The organism is Actinomyces stomatis (assembly GCF_031292835.1).
GTDB classification, from domain to species: Bacteria; Actinomycetota; Actinomycetes; order Actinomycetales; family Actinomycetaceae; genus Actinomyces; species Actinomyces stomatis.
On the sequence record NZ_JASPEP010000003.1, the window covers coordinates 146,530 to 164,703 of the forward strand.

Consider the following 18,174-nt stretch of genomic DNA (forward strand, 5'->3'; position numbering starts at 1 on the left):
ACTCAATTGACTAGACGCCATCTCAGTACTAGTATAAATCGCATGCATAAGCATCAGCAATGGCGACAGACCGATGGGATTCCTCAGCCTAAAATGTGGTTGGTGCAAAGGGTTGCGAAGCAACTCAAGTGCGCTGAAGAAGAAATCGACAGTTTGGCTCCGCTCAGCGATCTCGGTCTCGAATCGACTGAGATGATGCAGATTATGGGAGAAATTGAAGACATATGGTCGATCGAGATTCCGACCTCTCTTCTGTATGACATCCGAACAATCGAGGGGCTAGCGAATTACATCGAGACAGGGGAGTGTGGCAATGATGAAAGGATAGACGTTCCACCTGCGGAGAAAAGGCCGCATATCAGACAGAATGTCATAAATGATGAAGATCCCGTATGTATTACCGGGATGTCTGCGCGATTCCCGGGTGCAGACGGCATAAGAGCTTTCTGGGATCTCCTAATCAAAGGTGAGACGATTTCCCAGCCGGTGCCAAGTGAACGGTGGGACAGTATCAGGCTTGTACATACGGACTCGAGTCATCCTGGAACGTCCTACACAAATAAGATTGCTCCAGTCGAGAGGATGACTAGCTTCGACAGAAAATATTTCGGGCTGTCTTATCGCGAAGCATTCTTTATGGATCCGCAGCAAAGGATTGCGCTACAGATAGCAAGACAGGCCCTCGACGACGCGGGCGTCGTGCGGGATCGACATGAAGTTTTAAATACAGGCGTATTTATTGGAATGATGGCCTTATCGCAGTATGCGACAGTGCTGAGAGAAAAGCTCGGCGAAGATGCGCTAGATGACCCATATTATTCACTAGGGACTTCAGCTAGTGTTACAGCCGGCAGAATCTCATATCTCCTTAACCTGCGGGGCCCCAGTCTGGTGGTGGATACAGCCTGCTCGTCGTCGCTTGTCGCCCTCGATGTTGCCATCAAAAATCTTAAGCAAGGTTCTTGTCGCAATGCTCTCGTCGTGGGAGTGAACGCTGTGCTTCACCCAGACTCACTCAGGCAGGGCAGTAAAATGCGGATGCTGTCGCCCAGCGGACGGTGCTGGACGTTCGACGCCAAGGCCGACGGGTTTCTTTTAGGCGAGGGCTGTGGGGCTGTCTATTTGGAAAGAATGTCGGACGCCGTAAGGAACGGGCACCGAATCGATGCCGTCATACTGGGGTCGGCGGTGAATCAGGACGGGCGCAGCAATGGAATTACTGCACCGAATAGGTCAGCGCAGGTTGCTGTGATCAACAGTGCGTTAACCTCAGCGGGCGTCGATCCATGGGAGGTCGACTATGTTGAGGCTCATGGGACTGGAACTGTGCTTGGTGACACTATAGAAATAGATGCACTTTCTGAGGCTTATGGTATCAATCGAAAGTCACCTTTGTATATAGGTGCAGTGAAGACAAATATTGGACATTTGGCCGGCGCTGCCGGGATGGCAGGGCTCATTAAAACCGTCCTGGCAATGAAACAGGGTGTGATTCCCTCCAATCGAAACTATGAAACACCCAATCCGCAAATTCGCTGGGAATCTCGCGACTTTGCTCTACCGCTGAATGCCGTTCCCTGGGACAGCTTGAGTGAATCTGGATGTGTTGCTGGCATCAGCTCTTTCGGGTGGTCCGGAACTAACAGTCACGTTCTTCTGTGTGATGTTGACGCATTTGTCACGAGAATGAGCAGAGGTGGTGATGGAGGCAAGACGTCTGCTCTTATGGAACTACGCGATAAATCTCCCGTTTGCCGGTCGGGCGATACCGTTATTCCTTTATCTGCGGCCACTTCTTCCAGTCTAATTGACTATGCGAAAGTGCTAGCTACAGAAATAGAAGAACATGATGACAAGATTTCGGCGATAAGTCAGACGCTCAAGGGGTATCGTGAGTCGTTAAGTCACAGAACAGTTGTCGCTGGTCGTCGCGCGGATGAGCTTGTCCAGGCGCTCCGTGAGCTTACCGATGCCGATGTAATGGACACTCAGGCCTCAAGACAGAGAACACCTTACGGTGTATTCGTGTTTCCTGGAGTCGGACATGACAATCAACAGTCCATAAGAATACTGTATGAAGCACATCCAGGTTTCAGACAGGCCATTGACCAGTGTGTTGAAGCTGGGCGTGTCCTAGAACCAGAGGTCGACGTTGCTGCGATTCTGGGGATTAGAGAGTCCGAGAAGGATACGTCACAGTCTACTCTAGCCACGCACCTGCTGGCGTTCTGTGCCGGATATGCGTCGGCGAAAATGTGGGAGTATGATGGGATAACCCCAGATGCGGCCATTGGCTATAGCATTGGCGAACTTAGTGCGGCTGCATGGGCGGGCGTTTTCTCGATCGAGGACGGTGTCCGTTTGGTATGCGAGAGAGCCAGGGTTCTAGAGACCGCATCTGATGGATACATGATTGTTGCAGCGGCCGACTATAACCGTTTGAGCAGGATTGTCAGCTATCCAGTGGGGGAAGTGGTCATCAAGGCTGGTCCGCACGCAACTGTGGTCGCAGGATCTGGAAATATGGCTGACGAAGCGGAATTGCTTATTCGAAAAGCCGGCATTGCTGTTTCCCGACTCCAGACTCATTTACCTATGCATTCAAGTATCATTGGAAGTGATGTTGGTTCGGAGTTGCGCCAGGTATGTGCGAAAGTCTCCTACCAGGATTCCCGTATACCTATCTTTGCGGGACTTTCAGAAGAATGTCTGAAATCGAAGAAGACTCTCGGTGAGACATACTGGGCTGAACACGCATGCAAGCCTGTAGATTTTGCAAGAAGTGTGCAGAATGCAGCCGAGGCGGCTAGTCTTTCAGAAAAGGCTTTGTGTTTCTTCGACATGGGAACTGGGGAGATTGGCAGCATGGCGATGCAGATTGTCTTCAGTCGCCGAGAGAGAGCAACATGCTTTCGAACGATGCGTACCCAGATGGACAAGATTGCCGAAGATGACGGAATCTATGAGGCATCCCTGTGGCGCGCATGGGTGAAGGGTTTCGACGTTGATGTGACGGATAGAATAGATGTTACTCCGTACTCGTTGCCCCACTACCGATTTGATGAGGAACAACTGTGGCCTTCTGGAGATTCCGGGCCAGCGAGCGCTCATAGCAATAGAGCGTCCATGGACGGCGGCCAGATCGCCGTTCCTGATGTCGAGCTGTTGGTTCCGGGATGGACACAATCAGAATCCGTCGAAATAGAATCGAATCGGGGGCCAGAGGCGGTGGTCCTAGTGGGTGCTGACAACGAGTTGGGCGAGCTAGTAGCAGCGGCGTTGACAGACATGCTTCCGTCGCGAAGCGTTGTTGAACGTTTTATTGAATTGTCCGATCGTGAGAACTCGTTGAGTGACGTAATCGACGATGCCAGAAATCGCGTGGCAGCAAATTTTGAAGCCAGGTACGCATCGGCAGCTAGGTCAACTGTTGTGGACATACGGGCATTGCAGCACACCACTAGTGGCCGAACGAGCCGAGACTTTGAGGTGAATTGTCTGGATGTACGGAATCTTTGCAGAAATGTACTGAACTGCGCCCCGCTAGGGCTGTTGGTCCTGACGCTTGATGCGTTCTCAAGCCGGGCGGGAAAGTCCATCCGCCCGTCGTCTCGTGCCGCGTTAGGCCCGCTCCTGTGCACGTGCCAGGAGCATCCAGATGTGACCTGCCGACTCGTTGACCTTGAGCAGGCAACTGTTGATGGCGTACCGTTGGAAACGGCCGCACGCTACGTGGCGCAACTCGTTGCTAAAGAAATAGAGTTGCCTTCGGTCGGCGATGTGTCTCCGTGCGTGCGTTATGAAGGGTCTCGACGCCTTGTCCGTCACTTGGACCCTCTTGGCATGGGACGGACGGCTCGAGGTTGTGACAAACCGGACGCAAGGCAGTATCGGAATATTGCTATCGTAGGAGGTCTCGGCCGCGTAGGGCGGGTACTGGCAAGTGAGATGCTCGGACGCACTCCGCAGTGCCGAGTAGCCGTAATCGGAAGGTTAGGTGGCCGACCAGGTGATTTGTGGACAGAAGTAGAACGGCAAGGAACGACGCACGCCGAAAGACTGCGTTGGCTCGATACGACCAATCAGCAGTATCCCGGACTGTGTGGAATAGAAGGTGACGTTCTGGATATTGCCTCGATTCGGGCAGCGCTTCTGCGGGCGAGGTCTGAACTGGGTTCTGTCGATCTTGTAATCCAGGCTGCTGGCAGCACGGAAACCTCGGAATTCTTCCTGATCAGTTCTGATCAACGAGATGCAAGAAAAAATAGCGAAGCAAAGGTCTCTGGCACGAATTGTCTGCTGTCAGTACTTAAGGATGATCTGCCAGGCTGCCCAGTTGTGCTGATGTCTTCCATCTCTACGTTATTAGGTGGGCTAGGATTCAGTGGATACATTGCTGCGAATGCGTATCTCGAAGCACTGGCCGAGTCTGAGCCCACTGGCAACAGAGTCCTAGCTATTGGGTGGGACACGTGGAGAGATACTCTCAAGCGCGAGTTTCCCCAAAGCAATGCGTCGGCTAACACTAGGTGGCAGTATGCATTGGGCACTCGTGAGGCTGTGGAGGCTCTGTTCGTTGCGTTGGCCTCCGAGCATCGAGTTGTGATGGTGTCGGCAGGCGACATGACAAGTCGGCTTCATGACAGCGTCAGGCTGGGTGTTATTTCTAACGCCAGGCAAAGTGTAGTACAACCTGGCCTGTCGGAACATCGTAGTGATTCTCGCAATACGGATTTGTCTGCTTCATCGATACGCAATACAGTTCGGCGGGCATGGAGCGAGGCACTGGGAGAAGATTCTCCCAGCGACGACGTGAATTTTTTTGATGCCGGAGGAAACTCCCTGGTGGGGGTCCAGTTAGTCGAAACGATTTCACGAGATTTCGATATTTCTGTGCCGATCGCGTCGCTATACGAATCTCCGACTATCTCTCGAATGACAAAGATGATAGAAGAAAGGCTTGGTAAGAGTCTGGATATGCCAGCTGAAGTCGAGGGGCGGTATTCGAGAAGCCAGGAACTGAGCGATCTGTGTTCGGAGAAGGTAGCTTGGAGCTTGGATACTTCTACGTCTGATTATCGGGAAGAATTGGACAGTGAGTCAACGTCTAGCAGGACGATTCCGAATGAGCAGCAGTGTGTAGCCATCATCGGCATGTCGTGTAGGTTTCCTGGCGCGGATTCGGTGGATGAGTACTGGAAGAATCTTATGGAAGGCGTCGAGTCCTTCAGCGAGTTTCCTGATGACGGCAGCCAGGGTGGTTCGACACGTTCTTCGGTAGACAAGGGGAGAGGACGCTATATAAATAGGCGGCCAATTTTGCGTGACATTCGGCGATGGGACGCGGAAGCGTTCGGAGTCTCGCCGTTTGAAGCTTCAATTACGGACCCTCAGCAGCGAGTTTTCCTGGAACTGGCATGGGAGGCTCTCGAAAGTGCGGGGTACCCAGCGCACGGCACGGATTGCGTTACGGGCGTGTTTGCTGGATCGAATATTAGCACGTACTTGCTCAATAATTTGATGCCAAATAGCGACGTTCGCAGTAAAATGAACGACTATCAAGTGGAGCTCACAAATGATAAGGATGCTTTGCCGTTGAAGGTGTCCTATAGGCTCAACCTAACAGGACCGAGTGTTGCGGTTCAGACGTTCTGTTCTACCGGTTTGGTGGCGGCACATCAGGCAATACGTAGTTTACGTGACCGGGAGTGCGACATGGCGCTGGCTGGCGGCATGTCCATTAGAGTACCAGACCATGTCGGATATATTTATCAGAACGGAAGTATGGAGAGTGCTGACGGCAAGGTCCGCGCATTCGACAGGCGGGCATCAGGAACAGTGTTCGGTGACGGTGGGGGAGTTGTACTCCTCAAGCGGTACGAAGATGCGATAAAAGACCACGACAATATTCTTGCGGTGGTACGAGGTAGCGCTGTAAATAATGACGGCGCTGTGAAGGCAGGCTTCACAGCGCCCAGTGTTCAGGGGCAAGTTGAGGCGATCCAGAAGGCTCTTATGGATGCTCGGTGCACGGCGGACGAGGTGGGATATATAGAAGCGCACGGAACTGGGACCGCGATCGGAGATCCGATCGAGTATGAGGCGCTATCACGGGTATATGGTAGTGGAAGAACTGGTAGGCCCTGCGTCTTGGGGAGTGTGAAACCCAATATTGGTCACCTGGATCGAGCGTCGGGGATTGCTGGTCTTATCAAGGCTGTGCAGATGGTTCGCAACAGGACCATCCCTCCTTTGATTAATTTTTCGACCCCAAATCCGCATTTGGATCGTCAGACAGTATGTTTTGACTTCATGGTAGAGAAAAGTGCGTGGGTGAGTTCGGGACAACCTATGCGAATTGCGATCAATTCGCTCGGTATGGGGGGCACTAATGCGCATATGCTCATCGAAGAGCCTCCGAAGATGCATCGCCAGCCTGTGATGGATTCTCCTCATATAGTTACGGTATCTGCAACCACTTCGACCGGTCTCCAGTTGCTCTTAGCACAGCTTGAAAATGTCCTGAGTTCGGGCCAAGCACGTCTGGACGACATAGCGTTCACGTTGAATCATGGTCGTGATCACTGGTCTTTGCGAACGGGATGGGTAGTCTCGTCAACCAACGAGTTGCTGGAGGAGCTCAAGGTAGCGATAGAAGCTCCACAAATTAGGAATGAGTCCGTCCCAGACATAGATAAGGTCGTCTTGGTGCTCGATGGAGGCTTAGGCGGAGTGACAGCTGCAGTAGAGGAGGCTCTTACTCCCCCGTTCGTCGATGTCGCGGGCCTAGATGCGGCCGTACAAGAGGCGGATCGACGGGGCATGACCGGCGTGCTAGAGCTGATTAGGGAACTCATGGATAACCCGAGAGCTCGTCGCGTTGAATCACAACCTCTGGGCTGTGCGGAGCAGCATATGTTGAGTGTTCTGATAGACTACATGGTTCTGGACATGCTGGTAGATGCAGGCGTTCCGCTGCGTACTGTGCTTGCTGCAGGGCCGGGAAATTTGGCTGTGTCCGTCTATTTTGGCCAGATGGAGTGGGAGGATGTGTTCGCATATGTTATGGATCGCCACCCTGATGTTTCCGCGAGCCGGACAGACTGCGGATCCGACCAGCCTGACGGTTGGAAACGTTGGACACATGACGGCGACAGCGGGTGGTACCAGGATGAAGTTAACAGTTATAACGAAACTGTCGACATACGCACGAGTTGTGCTACTTACGAATCCGACGACGCTGATAACGCGGCAAGAATTGGTGGTACTGCAAGTCCAGATGTGCATCAAGGCGATAGTACGATCCTGACCGTCTTCCCTAGCAGGGACTGGGTCGGGTACGAGCGGTATCCGCTTCGTAGCGGGCTGCTGGCGGTGTGGCTCCGTGGAGCGGACATTGTGTCGTCTCGCCTAGTTCGGAGTGACGGCCACCGGATCGCACTGCCAACGTTCCCTTTCAATCGTGCGACGCATTGGATCGACGCGCCTGCGTTCGATGTGGAGATGGGGCAGGCAGACGTTGCGGACTCTAATGTAGAAGATCCTCTGAACGAGATAGAGCAGATCGTCCGGAAACCTTGGCCGCGGTGGTTTTATGAGCCCAGATGGGATCGTGTAGCGATGCTTCGTTCTACCTCATGCCGGACCTTAGAAGGAAGACGAGTACTACTTCTCCTGCCGCAGGATCGTACGGTGGCGCAGCAGATCGTCGAGGACTGCCAGCAACTCTCAGGGCTACGCCCCTGCACTGTTATGGTTGGCGATTCGACACACAGCCTAAGTGCGACAGATTTCGAAGTTGATCGAAACGACGCGGTAAGTGGGCTCACCACGACGTTGCGTTCATTGGCTGCAGCTGGCATCGAGATTGACGACATTCTGCATTGCTGGTCCTACGGTGATGCCCATCCATACGACGAGGAACTTGCTCAGGGGCCTTATTCATTAACCGCGATTGCTGCGTGGCTAGCGGCTCGGCGGGCGAAGGGCGACATTCGAGTCACAGTATTAGCCACTGGTGGACTGGGCCAAGATGGAGATGCAGGAGGACGCGTCCCCGTACGTGTCATGCTAGCAGGACTGCTCAAAGGTATGTCTTTCGAACTAGAAGGCTGCGCCACGAGGTATATCGACGTAGACAGTTACCAGGGAGATCTAGGTGCTTTCATGGCAACGGCCTGGGTGGATAACAAAAATTCCAAACCAACGCATTTGGTTGTCCGCCGCTCAGAGGTATGGAGTTGTTCGTGGAAAGAAACTACGATTACAGGTAGTGGTGCTGAATGTAATGTAGATGGAGGTAACGCTAGGATTGAGTGCGATGGGGGCGTGTACCTAGTAACAGGAGGCACTGGAGGACTAGGGATCGAGATGGCGCTCAGACTGGCCGAGCGAGGAGCCAGGAAAATAGTTCTCGTGGGACGAGATTCTGCAAACATCATTGAGCGTCCAGACGGATCCTGGGCCGCCTGCGATGAAATACAGAGCAGTCGTATCGATCGGATTGGTGCGGCCATCCAGACAATGAGAGCATACGGAGCGGATGTCGAAGTCGTGTCGTGCGACATCAGCGACAAGGACGCCGTGGCCGGCCTCTTCAGATCAGAAAGTCTCGAAAATCTCCGCGGTGTTGTTCACGCAGCAGGAGTTCCTGGCGGTGCTCTCGTTCAGGCTTCCGGGCAGGAGGAATATCGCAGGGTCATGGCGGCAAAGGTGCTCGGAACGCTGAACTTGCTCAATGCGGTACGTGACTTGGAGAACGCAGACTCCGTTCAGTGGATCGTACAGTTTGCTTCGCTTGCCTGCATAACTGGTGGGGGACCTGGACAAGCGATTTACGCGGCTGCAAATTCGTGTATGTCCGCCATAGGGGAGGCCTATCCGGATCTTCCTGTGAAAACGATTTTCTGGGACGAGTGGAAATGGGATGCGTGGCTTGCCGCTGACGTTAAAGTAGCTGACAGTGCTGTTGGGCGCCGTTTAAGCGAAATTCGACGTAGAATGGGCTTGTCGTTCGATGAAGGATGGGCCGCAATGGTTACGGCATTGAATCTTGACGCAAGAAATGTCCTTGTATCGCCGAGGCCGCTACAGCAGTTGATCGATGTCAGTTCTCGAATGACGTTGTCTCAGCTGCTTAAGAATAGTATCGAACAGGTGGGCGGTCGACGCGAAAAGTTCTCGAATGTAGATTCGGCAGGCTTAGATAACACTGTTTTAGAGGTGTTAAGGTCAATTCTGGGTGTGCCCAATTTGGGCCTTGATGACGACTTTTTTGATATGGGAGGTAACTCTCTCCTCGCTATTCAGGTTGCGGCAGACCTGAGCGACTCATATGGTATTGAACTGAATCCGGGTGATATGTACTCGTATCGAACTGCTCGTGACATAACTGAGTGGGTGAAAAAGAATGGTTCAAATGGCCATAGCGAGGTTCTGAGTGTGAAGGAGGGCTCCCGAAGAGGCAGTGCTCGACGCGTAGCTCGCTCAACGCGTCTGACTCAGATGCGGGCAGATGCAGAATGGAAGGAGGACTGAAGAAAATTGGACAGCGTACTGATCACAGGTATGGCGTTTAGGCTTCCAGGAGCACAGACGTACAACGAACTGTATGCCATGCTACATTCTGCCAGGGTGAACATACGTAGTCGGCCTCGGGACACCCGGGCGGACGCCGCTACAGGACTATTTTGGGAAGACGTGCCGTCGGCACCAGCGGCGGCTGTTCTGACTGACATCGATAGATTTGAGAACGAACTGTTCGACATCGACAGTCACGACGCAGAGCTCTTGGACCCGCAGCAGCGCGTGCTCATGGAAATTGTATGGAACGCGCTTGAGTCTTCTAACACTGATCCCTCCAGAGGCGTGCCCGGCGCGGGCTTGTTCGTCGGATCCACCCCTTCCACTTACGTTCTCGGCCTCATGAGTTCTCATACGGTTGGGAGTGATCGGCTCGCGGAACTCCTTAACAATCACAGTTGGGGCGGCTTCGTAGCACGACTATCGCACGTCTTGGGAATCGACGGACCAGGACTGGCACTTGAGTCATTCTCATCCAGCGGGCTCGTCGCCTTTCACCTCGGAGTGGAGTCCTTGCTAAACCACGAGTGTGACAGGGCTATCGTATGCGGGGCCTCTATCAAGGTACCGCAGTTCCCCCTTTATAGGGAGGCTTCACGTTCGGGACGCTGCCTCCCTTTTGATAGGCGGGCAGACGGTAGTGTGGTGGGCAATGGCGCAGTATGTTTCATTCTAGAGAGAGAGTCTGATGCAAAAAAACGGGGGGCTCCACACCGCGCGAGAATACTTGGCACGGCAGCCAATATGGATGGACGAAGTTATCCGGGAATCCGGTCATTCGAATGCGCGGCTAAAGAACGCGTGATGGTCGAAGCCATGATGGCGGGTGGCGTCGACCGCGACTCGATCGATTATGTAGAGGCCCACGCATGTGGTATCGAACTGGCTGACCGAATCGAGTTAGCGGCTATATCGAGAGCTTACCAGAGTATGGAGCGATCCAACGAACTCGGAGTCGGTTCTCTCGCTGGTAATATCGGACACTTGGATTCAATTGCTGGCCTCGCCGGACTTCTTAAATGCGTCTTGATAGTAGAGCAACGTATGTGTTTTCCCCAGGTGATGGGAGAGTCTCCACTCACTACGGGGGAAGGACTGCCAATGGGTATTGTTATCAGTCCTGAGCCTCGGGAGCAACTAGGCAAGAACAGTCTAAGGGTAGCAGTAAACTCCTTTGGTTTGGGGGGCGTTAATGCCAACGTAATACTGGAACAAGCATCTAACACATATCCTGCTCAGAAGGCGACTTCCCGTTCTTCGCCAGTCGAACTGCACCTTAGTCAACGATCGGGTGTGATGCTGAAGGTTTACGAAAGACAACTGCTTGACGCGATTCTTTCCACTCCTGGTCTTCCTATTGGTTACCTGCGGAGTGTGATGGCTGATGCGAGGCCGAGGTGGCGTGTTGGTGCAGACTACCTTGTGTCTTCTAGTGACGAACTGGCTGACCAACTTCGGAATTCAATCAATGACCGAACGCAGGAGACACACGAGAGAGAAGGTTGTGATGTCACAGAAGGGCTTGAGTCGTCTCGTTGCCCGGAGCCAGTACCGCCTCTGGGTACTGGGGAGATTCCTGGAACCGTGATGAGCGGAAAACGCTGGTGGCACAAGTCCATCGACAGATCAAGGTCCATATTTCGTGAGTGAGGAGCGACAAAAGTGAATGAGTTGAGAGTCGGCGTCATTGGTGCTGGAACTATGGGGACGGGGCTGGCGGAGCGCTTCGCCGGGCATGGTCTAACCGTCACACTTATCGACACAGATCCTGAACAGCTAGATAATGCCCGGCGCAACGTAGAGACATTTGAAAGAACATCGCCTTTGCTCGGGCTTGCGTACACCCCGTCTAGCAACGTTAGCGAACTGGTGACATACTCTGACCGAGTGACGGACCTTCGTGGGGTGGACTATGTCGTCGAGAATGTTACTGAGGATTTTTCAGTCAAAAGGGATGTGTATTCTGCCATCGATGACGTGTGCGGGAGCCAGATGGTCGTCGCGGCAAACACCTCATGTATACCGATTACCAGGCTTGCTGGGGTGCGGTCCTGTCCTGAAAATACTATAGGTATTCATTTCATGAATCCTGTCCCGAAGAAAGATACTGCCGAGCTCATCCGCGGGCGCCGGACAGGAGAGCGTGCCGTAGAGCAGACGCTAGGTCTGCTGAAGCGGACAGGTATCCGTCCGATCGAAGTGAACGATTCTGCCGGCTTTGTCACAAACCGAGTACTGATGATGACGATCAACGAGGCGGCCTTCCTGGTCCACGAAGGAGTGGCTCAGCCTGAGCAGATAGACGACATCTTCAGATCGTGTTTTGGGCACGCATCGGGCCCACTTGAAACAGCCGATTTAATTGGAATTGACGTCATCCTCGCAAGCATCGACGAGCTCTACAAGGAGTACGGCGATCCGAAGTACCGGGCGTGCCCGTTGCTCAGAATGATGGTGGACTCGGGAGACACCGGGCGTAAGAAAGGAGTGGGTTTCTATTAATATTGATGTTGTACAACCACAACTAGTCTGAGTCACGTAAACGATGGGACGTTTGAGTCCGTCTGAATATTAGGAAGGTAGCACATGTACTCACAAGAACAAGTTCGGGACGAACTCAAGACGTTTCTTGCTCGCAGAATTCCTGAAAACATCCTCGATGACGACCTGAATATTTTTGAATCGGGTTATGTTAACTCGATGTTCGCAATGGAAATTGTGATGCATATTGAAGAGATCCTGGGTTTTCGGATTCCTGCAGATAGGCTGGATATGAAGAGCTTCCGGACGCTGGGCAGTCTCACACAACTGGTCTGTTCACTACATAGCGAGGCAGGTAACTTGGAGGGCGAGGAACAGTGAGTGTGCTGCATGTAAAAATAGACAAAAAAGACTCTGAGAAAACCGAGGTCAGAGACAAGTGGCGTGCATGGGTCGACGAGCGACTTCTGCCCCAGGCTGCGTCGATTGACCAACATGGGATCACTCCCAGGTCTTTGCTTGCTGAGATTGGCTCTATCGGTGGGTTCTCCGTTGGACTAGGAGAAGTGGAGGGCGAAGAATTTGGTTCCTTGAGCGACATGGCGGTAGTACACGAGGAGGTGGGACGTGGATCTGCTGCCGTCAGGAGTTTTCTTACGGTGCACTGCATGCTTCTTCAGGCAGTGTGTCGATGGGGTCGTCTACCGGTAGGAGACAACAGGTTGCAAGACCTGCTCAAGGGGAAGCGTCTGGGCGGGCTGGCATTCTCGGAAATGGGAATTGGCAGCGACCTTGCTGCTGTGAAGGCTACTGCTAGCCGCACGGCGAGCGGCCGCTATGAGCTTCACGGGATCAAACGCTGGGTCACAGGAGGACAGATTCTTGACAGCGCGCTAGTCCTAGCCGTCGCGGACAGGGGTCCAACTGTGTTCTTGGTGGACTGCCACTCTACGGGTGTACATCGCGAGGCCTTGTGCGACGTAATTGGTACGCGGGGAAGTATGATGGCCGACATCCATTTTGAGGATGTGACTGTTGGCGATGACGGAATCATAGGTGGGGAGGGGATGGGGCTAGCGATCGCCACCGGTATTCTCGATTACGGTCGTTTGAGCGTCGCCGCGGGATCGGTTGGTATAGTGCAGGCTTGTCTTGACTGTTCGGTAGATTACGCGTGGCCCCGCTCTAAGGATGGACGCCAGATTGGTGATTTCCAGTTGATTCAAGAACTTATTTCAAAAATGTCTGTTGCGGCTTCTGGCGGTCGAGCTCTTGTGGCTGAAGCCGCACTGTCCAAAGAGCTTGGACTTTCTTCGACTCTGCTCAAGACATGCATAGCCAAGCAGTTTGCAGCCACTTCTGCAGTGCAGGCGGCGAACGATGCTGTGCAATTGCATGGCGCTGCTGGATTGACGACCAGATACCCTGTAGAAAGATTGCTTCGGGATGCAAAGGTGATGGAGATAATTGAGGGCAGCACGCAGATCCAGCATGGCATTATCGCGGAAGCTACACGTGACGCCTTACGCCAAGTTCGTGGAGCGAGATAGTAGAGTCATAACTGTCGGAAGAGCAAGAGTCATCGATATGAGTACAACAGCGAAAAGTAAGGTGAAGTGTCTCATATGGGACCTGGACGAGACGCTATGGGAAGGTACCTTATCGGAAGGAGGTGGCCATGTTCTGCGTTCAGGAGTGTTGGATACGATAGTCGAACTGGATCGCCGGGGCATACTGCACTCGATCGCAAGTAGGAACTCGTACGATATTGCAATTCAGCGATTGCGGGAATTAGGGGTCGATGAGTACTTCCTTGTTCCGCAGATAGGTTGGTTCGACAAGGCAGAAATGGTTGCTCGAATCCAGGGAGATCTTAATATTGGAGTCGACTCGTTGGCTTTTATCGATGATCAACTATTTGAGCGCGATGCTGTACGGTGCAGGTTCCCCGACGTGCGAACATATTCAGCGGAGCAGGTGACTGAAATTACGAGCCTTGCTGAGTTTGCTCCGACAGTTCTGACTTCTGACTCAGGAAGGCGTAGGGAATTCTATAGGGCAGCGCTGAAGCGGTATGCTGACGAAACGGAGTTTGGTGGAACTGACAAGGAGTTTCTCGAGTCACTGAAGATGCGATTCTTTGTGAGAGAGGCTCGAGTCGAGGATCTTGGCCGAGCCGAGGAGTTGGTTGTCCGAGCGAATCAACTGAACTCAACGGGCGTTACGTATTCCTTCGACGACCTTCATGCCATGGTTGAGTCCAGTGAGAACATTGTGCTGGTAGCCGAGCTGGAGGATTGGTACGGCTCATATGGTCAAATTGGCATAGCTGTAATCGAGGTCGGTGCGGCGGAGTGGACGATTATGTTGTTCCTTATGTCCTGCAGGGTGATGTCGCGCGGAGTTGGAAGTCTTTTTCTTGGCCTGATAGCAGAGCGGGCGGCCCTGAAGGGTGTCCGGTTGCAGGCTAGATTTAGGGACACCGGAAGAAATCGCCCGATGTATGTGACGTACAGACTGGCGGGATTTACCGAGGCATCATCGTTGGATGATAGCACCCAGTTGATGACCCTGTCCGAGGGGTTCCAGTACTCAAAGCCCGCCTACGTAGAGGTCATTGAGGAGTGGAGTAATTGTGAGTGAAAGCCGACGATGTACGGCATGGTATTGTGATGGTATACGATTTGCCTGTGAGTGAGGTATTTCCGTACTCTCGGTTTGACCCGGAGAAGGCTGTCCATCTAGTGGTTTTTCCTTGGGCGGGAGCGAGCGCGCTTTCCTGTTTGCGGCTGTGCTCGGTGGTCGGTGAGGCTGTTGGGGTGCTCGCGGTTGAGATGGCCGGTCGTGGGACGCGGAGTGACGAGCCTACAGTTCAGACCGTCGAGGAGGTTGCCGCAGAGGTGACTTCGGCGCTGGTGGACATCACGGACGCCTCTGCGTTGGTCATCATGGCGGGCCACAGTTTGGGCGCGGCCTTGGCATATGAGACAGCGAGCCAAATGTCCGTGGCGGGACTGACTCCTGCGGGCGTGATCCTCTCGGGCCGGGCGCCGTATCGGGTCCCTAGTGGTTCGTCGAAGCCTTGGAAGTGCGGAAGCTGCCCAGAGCGACCTGACGACGTCTACCTAATGGACTTCTTAAGGAAAACCGGTAGTGCTGACGAGATCGCGAGCCTCAACGAGCACCAGCGGCGCGAGGTACTCGATCGCCTGCGTTCGGATTTGATGATGAACATGGACTACGTCCCGGAACTGCGACCAGTCGGGTTCCCGATGTTCTGCTTGACGGGCCGTGAGGACGTGATTGCTACGCCTGAGGCGTGCCAAGCGTGGCGCAACTATACGGCTGGCTACTTTGAACTCGTAACGTTGGCGGGTGGACACTTCTATTTCAGGAACTACGGGGCCGAGGTTTTCTACTCGACATTCAATAGGATTGTTCGTTTGCTCAAGGACTGGTGCGTGAAAGGAGTGGGCCTGTGAGTGAGTATAGTGGCCTTTATATCGTAAGGCCGTCAAGTTTCATAAACGTCGAACTGCTTGAGGTCTATGCTCTTAGCGCGGTTGAGGTAAACCAAGCGATGTGTCTGCGGTCAGTCCATGCCCGGGCTGCCTATGTGGTCTGTCGTTTACTGCTGCGAGCACTCGTCTCCGCATATGCGCAGGTACCTTTTGATCAGATCGAAATTGGGCAAGGTGAATATGGCAAACCGGTCGTGACCTATCCCGCCGGGATGTGCGTGGAGTTCAACATCTCGCATTCACATCCGGCGTCGGTACTGGCTATGGCGCCGGCTGTGCCAATCGGAGTCGACATCGTGGAGGTGGCGGAGGTGCCCGAAGGTCAGGGATTCGCTCGGCGAGTTCTGACTGACCGAGAATTCGGTGTGTGGTCTGCATTGCAGGACAACAGGAGGGCAGAATGGCTGGGGCGGGTGTGGACGGCAAAGGAGTCGTATTTGAAGTGGATAGGTGTGGGGCTGAAGGTCGATCCACGGACCGTGGATGTGTCCTGGTTGGGCGGTATGAGTTTCAGGGTCGCAGGAGAGAAAGGAGCATTCCCGTCAGCGTACGGTAGCTGGCGTGCGTACGAAGGCTGTCTGATTGCTTTCGTGCCTGGAGACTTGGACTTGTCGGTGATCTTGGCGCCTTGGAGATCGGTATTGGATAATCTCGCTTGTCAAGGGTTTTCGGAACTGACGTAAAATAAAGAACGTGGAGTACGACTCGTTGTCGTGTTCTCGAATGGAGGTTTAGTCGTGTCGGAAGTCGAGTCCAGCGTTAATGGCTTGATGGGAGTGCTACGGTGGCGTGCGAAAACCGAAGGTGATAGAGATGTCTTTCGCTGGTTGTCTGCATTTGGAGAAGTTGAGGATTCTGAGACATTTCGTGGGCTCTACGAAAAGGCTCAAACTGTTTCGATGAAGCTCGGAGCAATTTCCGATAGTGGAACCATTGCTGTGGCAGTGAGGCGGTCGCTGTGGTTTCAGCGAGTGTTCGCAGGTTGTCTGTTGGCTGGCCGAGTTGTTGTTCCTTTGCCTCCTATTGCGGAGGCTTCAGGGTATTCGGTTTCGGAGCGTTTTGTCGCGATTCTGTTGCACTGTCTACCGAAAATTTTGGTAGTGTCAGAGTGTGATAAGGGGCTAGCGCTGAGACTTTTGCAGGAGCGTGGTTTGAGCGCTGACTGCAGGGTAGTTGCTGCCGAGGAGCTAGTCGCTGGAAATGCTTCAAGTGAGAGGTATGTTCCGATCGATTTGGATAGTGTTGCGTATTTGCAGTACTCATCCGGTACTACTGGTAGTCCGAAGGCGATCGAGATCTCCCATCGTAATCTCGTGGCGAACATGAGGGCAGTTCGGCAGTACGCTGAACTGTTTTCCGATGCGGTGGGCGTGAGTTGGCTTCCAATGGAACACGATATGGGACTCGTTGCAGGTATGATGATCGCAATATATAGCGGTTGTCTTGTCTATGGTATGAGGCCCGATGATTTTGCGAAGCATCCGGACAGGTGGATGAAGTGGATGTCGGAGAGACGGGCAACGCACTCGATCGCACCAAATTTTGCTTACGGTATTGCGGCGGCTCGGTGTGGTGAGCAGTTGGCGGCAAGTCTTGATCTATCTCACCTTCGAGTGGCGCTGTGTGGTGCTGAACCGATTGACTCGATGACATTGGAGGCCTTTGGGGCGCGTTTCGCTCGCTCCGGGTTACGGCAGACGGCTCTGTTCCCTTGTTATGGTTTGGCTGAGGCCACATTGTTTGTCACCGGCGGTCCGGTGGGTGCTGGCGTTCGCAAAATTGCAGTAGATTGTGATGAATTAGCTGAGGGCGAGTTGGTGGAGTCAGCCAGTGAAGGGGCCACTGAGGTTGTTTCCTCGGGGGCTGTTGAAGCTGGCTCAACGGTGCGAATCGCCCGATTTGAGGAGGCCGGGCAGGGTGTGGCGTTAGACGAGGGAGGTATTGGCGAGATCTGCGTAGCGGGGGAGAGTGTCTCTCGGGGCTATTGGGGTGATCGTGTTAGTACGTTGAATACATTCGGTTGGGAGATCGAAGGTGATCATGAGAGGTACCTGAGGACCGGGGATATTGGTGCCGTTAAAGATGGGCAGCTGTATGTGACTGGGCGCATCAAAGATATGATGATTGTGAGGGGGAAGAACTATTTCCCAGACGATATCGAGAAATCTTTGCGAAGGGATTTGCCAATCCTGCGTGGGCGGCGGTTTGTCGTATTTCAGAATGCGGCGGACCTTATCTGTTGCTTCGTGGAGCAAGTGATTGAGACTGACGGTAGCCCGGATGTTCCAGGTCTTGCTCGGGATGGTGATGATGAGGTTGGCAGCATGTTGCGGTCCGGAATCGAGCGTAGTGTGGCGCAAAGATATGGTTTGCATGTTGCTGACGTGCGGGTGATTCCAGCGGGCAGCTTGCCGACGACTATCTCTGGAAAGGTTGTCCGGACAGGTTTGGAGGACCTAATCAGTCGGTTAGACGTTGGAGAGAACGACGAGTGAGTTGATGGGATGTGGGAGTTGCAGCAGAGTCCGGTAGTCGCGAAATAGCAGATTTAAGGGATAGTCGCGTTCTGGCGCTTGTGCTCGTCTGCACG

9 protein-coding genes are annotated in these 18,174 nt (G+C 53.5%); all 9 read left to right on the forward strand.

Going from position 1 to position 18,174, the window contains the following annotated elements:
- Positions 1-42 precede the first annotated feature (42 nt).
- The 9 genes from RIV12_RS03200 to RIV12_RS03235 all read left to right on the forward strand — a co-directional run bounded on the left by RIV12_RS03200 (position 43) and on the right by RIV12_RS03235 (position 18,079).
- The gene (locus RIV12_RS03200) at positions 43-9,537 is read left to right on the forward strand and encodes a polyketide synthase (protein WP_309322082.1); all 9,495 of its coding nucleotides are present in this window, start codon (positions 43-45) and stop codon (positions 9,535-9,537) included.
- Positions 9,538-9,543: 6 nt separating this feature from the next.
- The gene (locus RIV12_RS13140) at positions 9,544-11,232 is read left to right on the forward strand and encodes a polyketide synthase (RefSeq protein ID WP_428978908.1); all 1,689 of its coding nucleotides are present in this window, start codon (positions 9,544-9,546) and stop codon (positions 11,230-11,232) included.
- A gap of 12 nt (positions 11,233-11,244) precedes the next feature.
- Positions 11,245-12,084 (forward strand): 3-hydroxyacyl-CoA dehydrogenase family protein, encoded by an 840-nt coding sequence (locus RIV12_RS03205; RefSeq protein ID WP_309322083.1) that lies wholly within the window; start codon positions 11,245-11,247, stop codon positions 12,082-12,084.
- 84 nt (positions 12,085-12,168) lie between these two features.
- The gene (locus RIV12_RS03210; protein WP_309322084.1) at positions 12,169-12,444 is read left to right on the forward strand and encodes an acyl carrier protein; all 276 of its coding nucleotides are present in this window, start codon (positions 12,169-12,171) and stop codon (positions 12,442-12,444) included.
- A complete protein-coding gene (locus RIV12_RS03215; RefSeq protein WP_309322085.1) occupies positions 12,441-13,613 on the forward strand; it encodes an acyl-CoA dehydrogenase family protein in 1,173 nt (390 codons plus the stop codon). Before RIV12_RS03210 ends, RIV12_RS03215 begins: the two co-directional genes overlap by 4 nt.
- Positions 13,579-14,706: an HAD-IIIC family phosphatase gene (locus RIV12_RS03220; RefSeq protein ID WP_309322086.1), complete on the forward strand. Its 1,128-nt coding sequence runs from the start codon at positions 13,579-13,581 to the stop codon at positions 14,704-14,706. The genes RIV12_RS03215 and RIV12_RS03220 overlap by 35 nt, the downstream gene beginning before the upstream one ends.
- 47 nt (positions 14,707-14,753) lie before the next feature.
- Entirely contained in the window at positions 14,754-15,545 is a 792-nt protein-coding gene (locus tag RIV12_RS03225; RefSeq protein ID WP_309322087.1) for a thioesterase II family protein, read from the forward strand.
- Positions 15,542-16,267, forward strand: coding sequence for a 4'-phosphopantetheinyl transferase family protein (locus RIV12_RS03230; RefSeq protein ID WP_309322088.1), 726 nt, complete (start codon positions 15,542-15,544; stop codon positions 16,265-16,267). Before RIV12_RS03225 ends, RIV12_RS03230 begins: the two co-directional genes overlap by 4 nt.
- A gap of 54 nt (positions 16,268-16,321) precedes the next feature.
- Positions 16,322-18,079 carry an AMP-binding protein gene (locus tag RIV12_RS03235; protein ID WP_309322089.1) on the forward strand — a complete coding sequence of 586 codons (1,758 nt, stop codon included), beginning with the start codon at positions 16,322-16,324 and terminating at the stop codon, positions 18,077-18,079.
- The last annotated feature ends 95 nt before the right edge of the window (positions 18,080-18,174 follow it).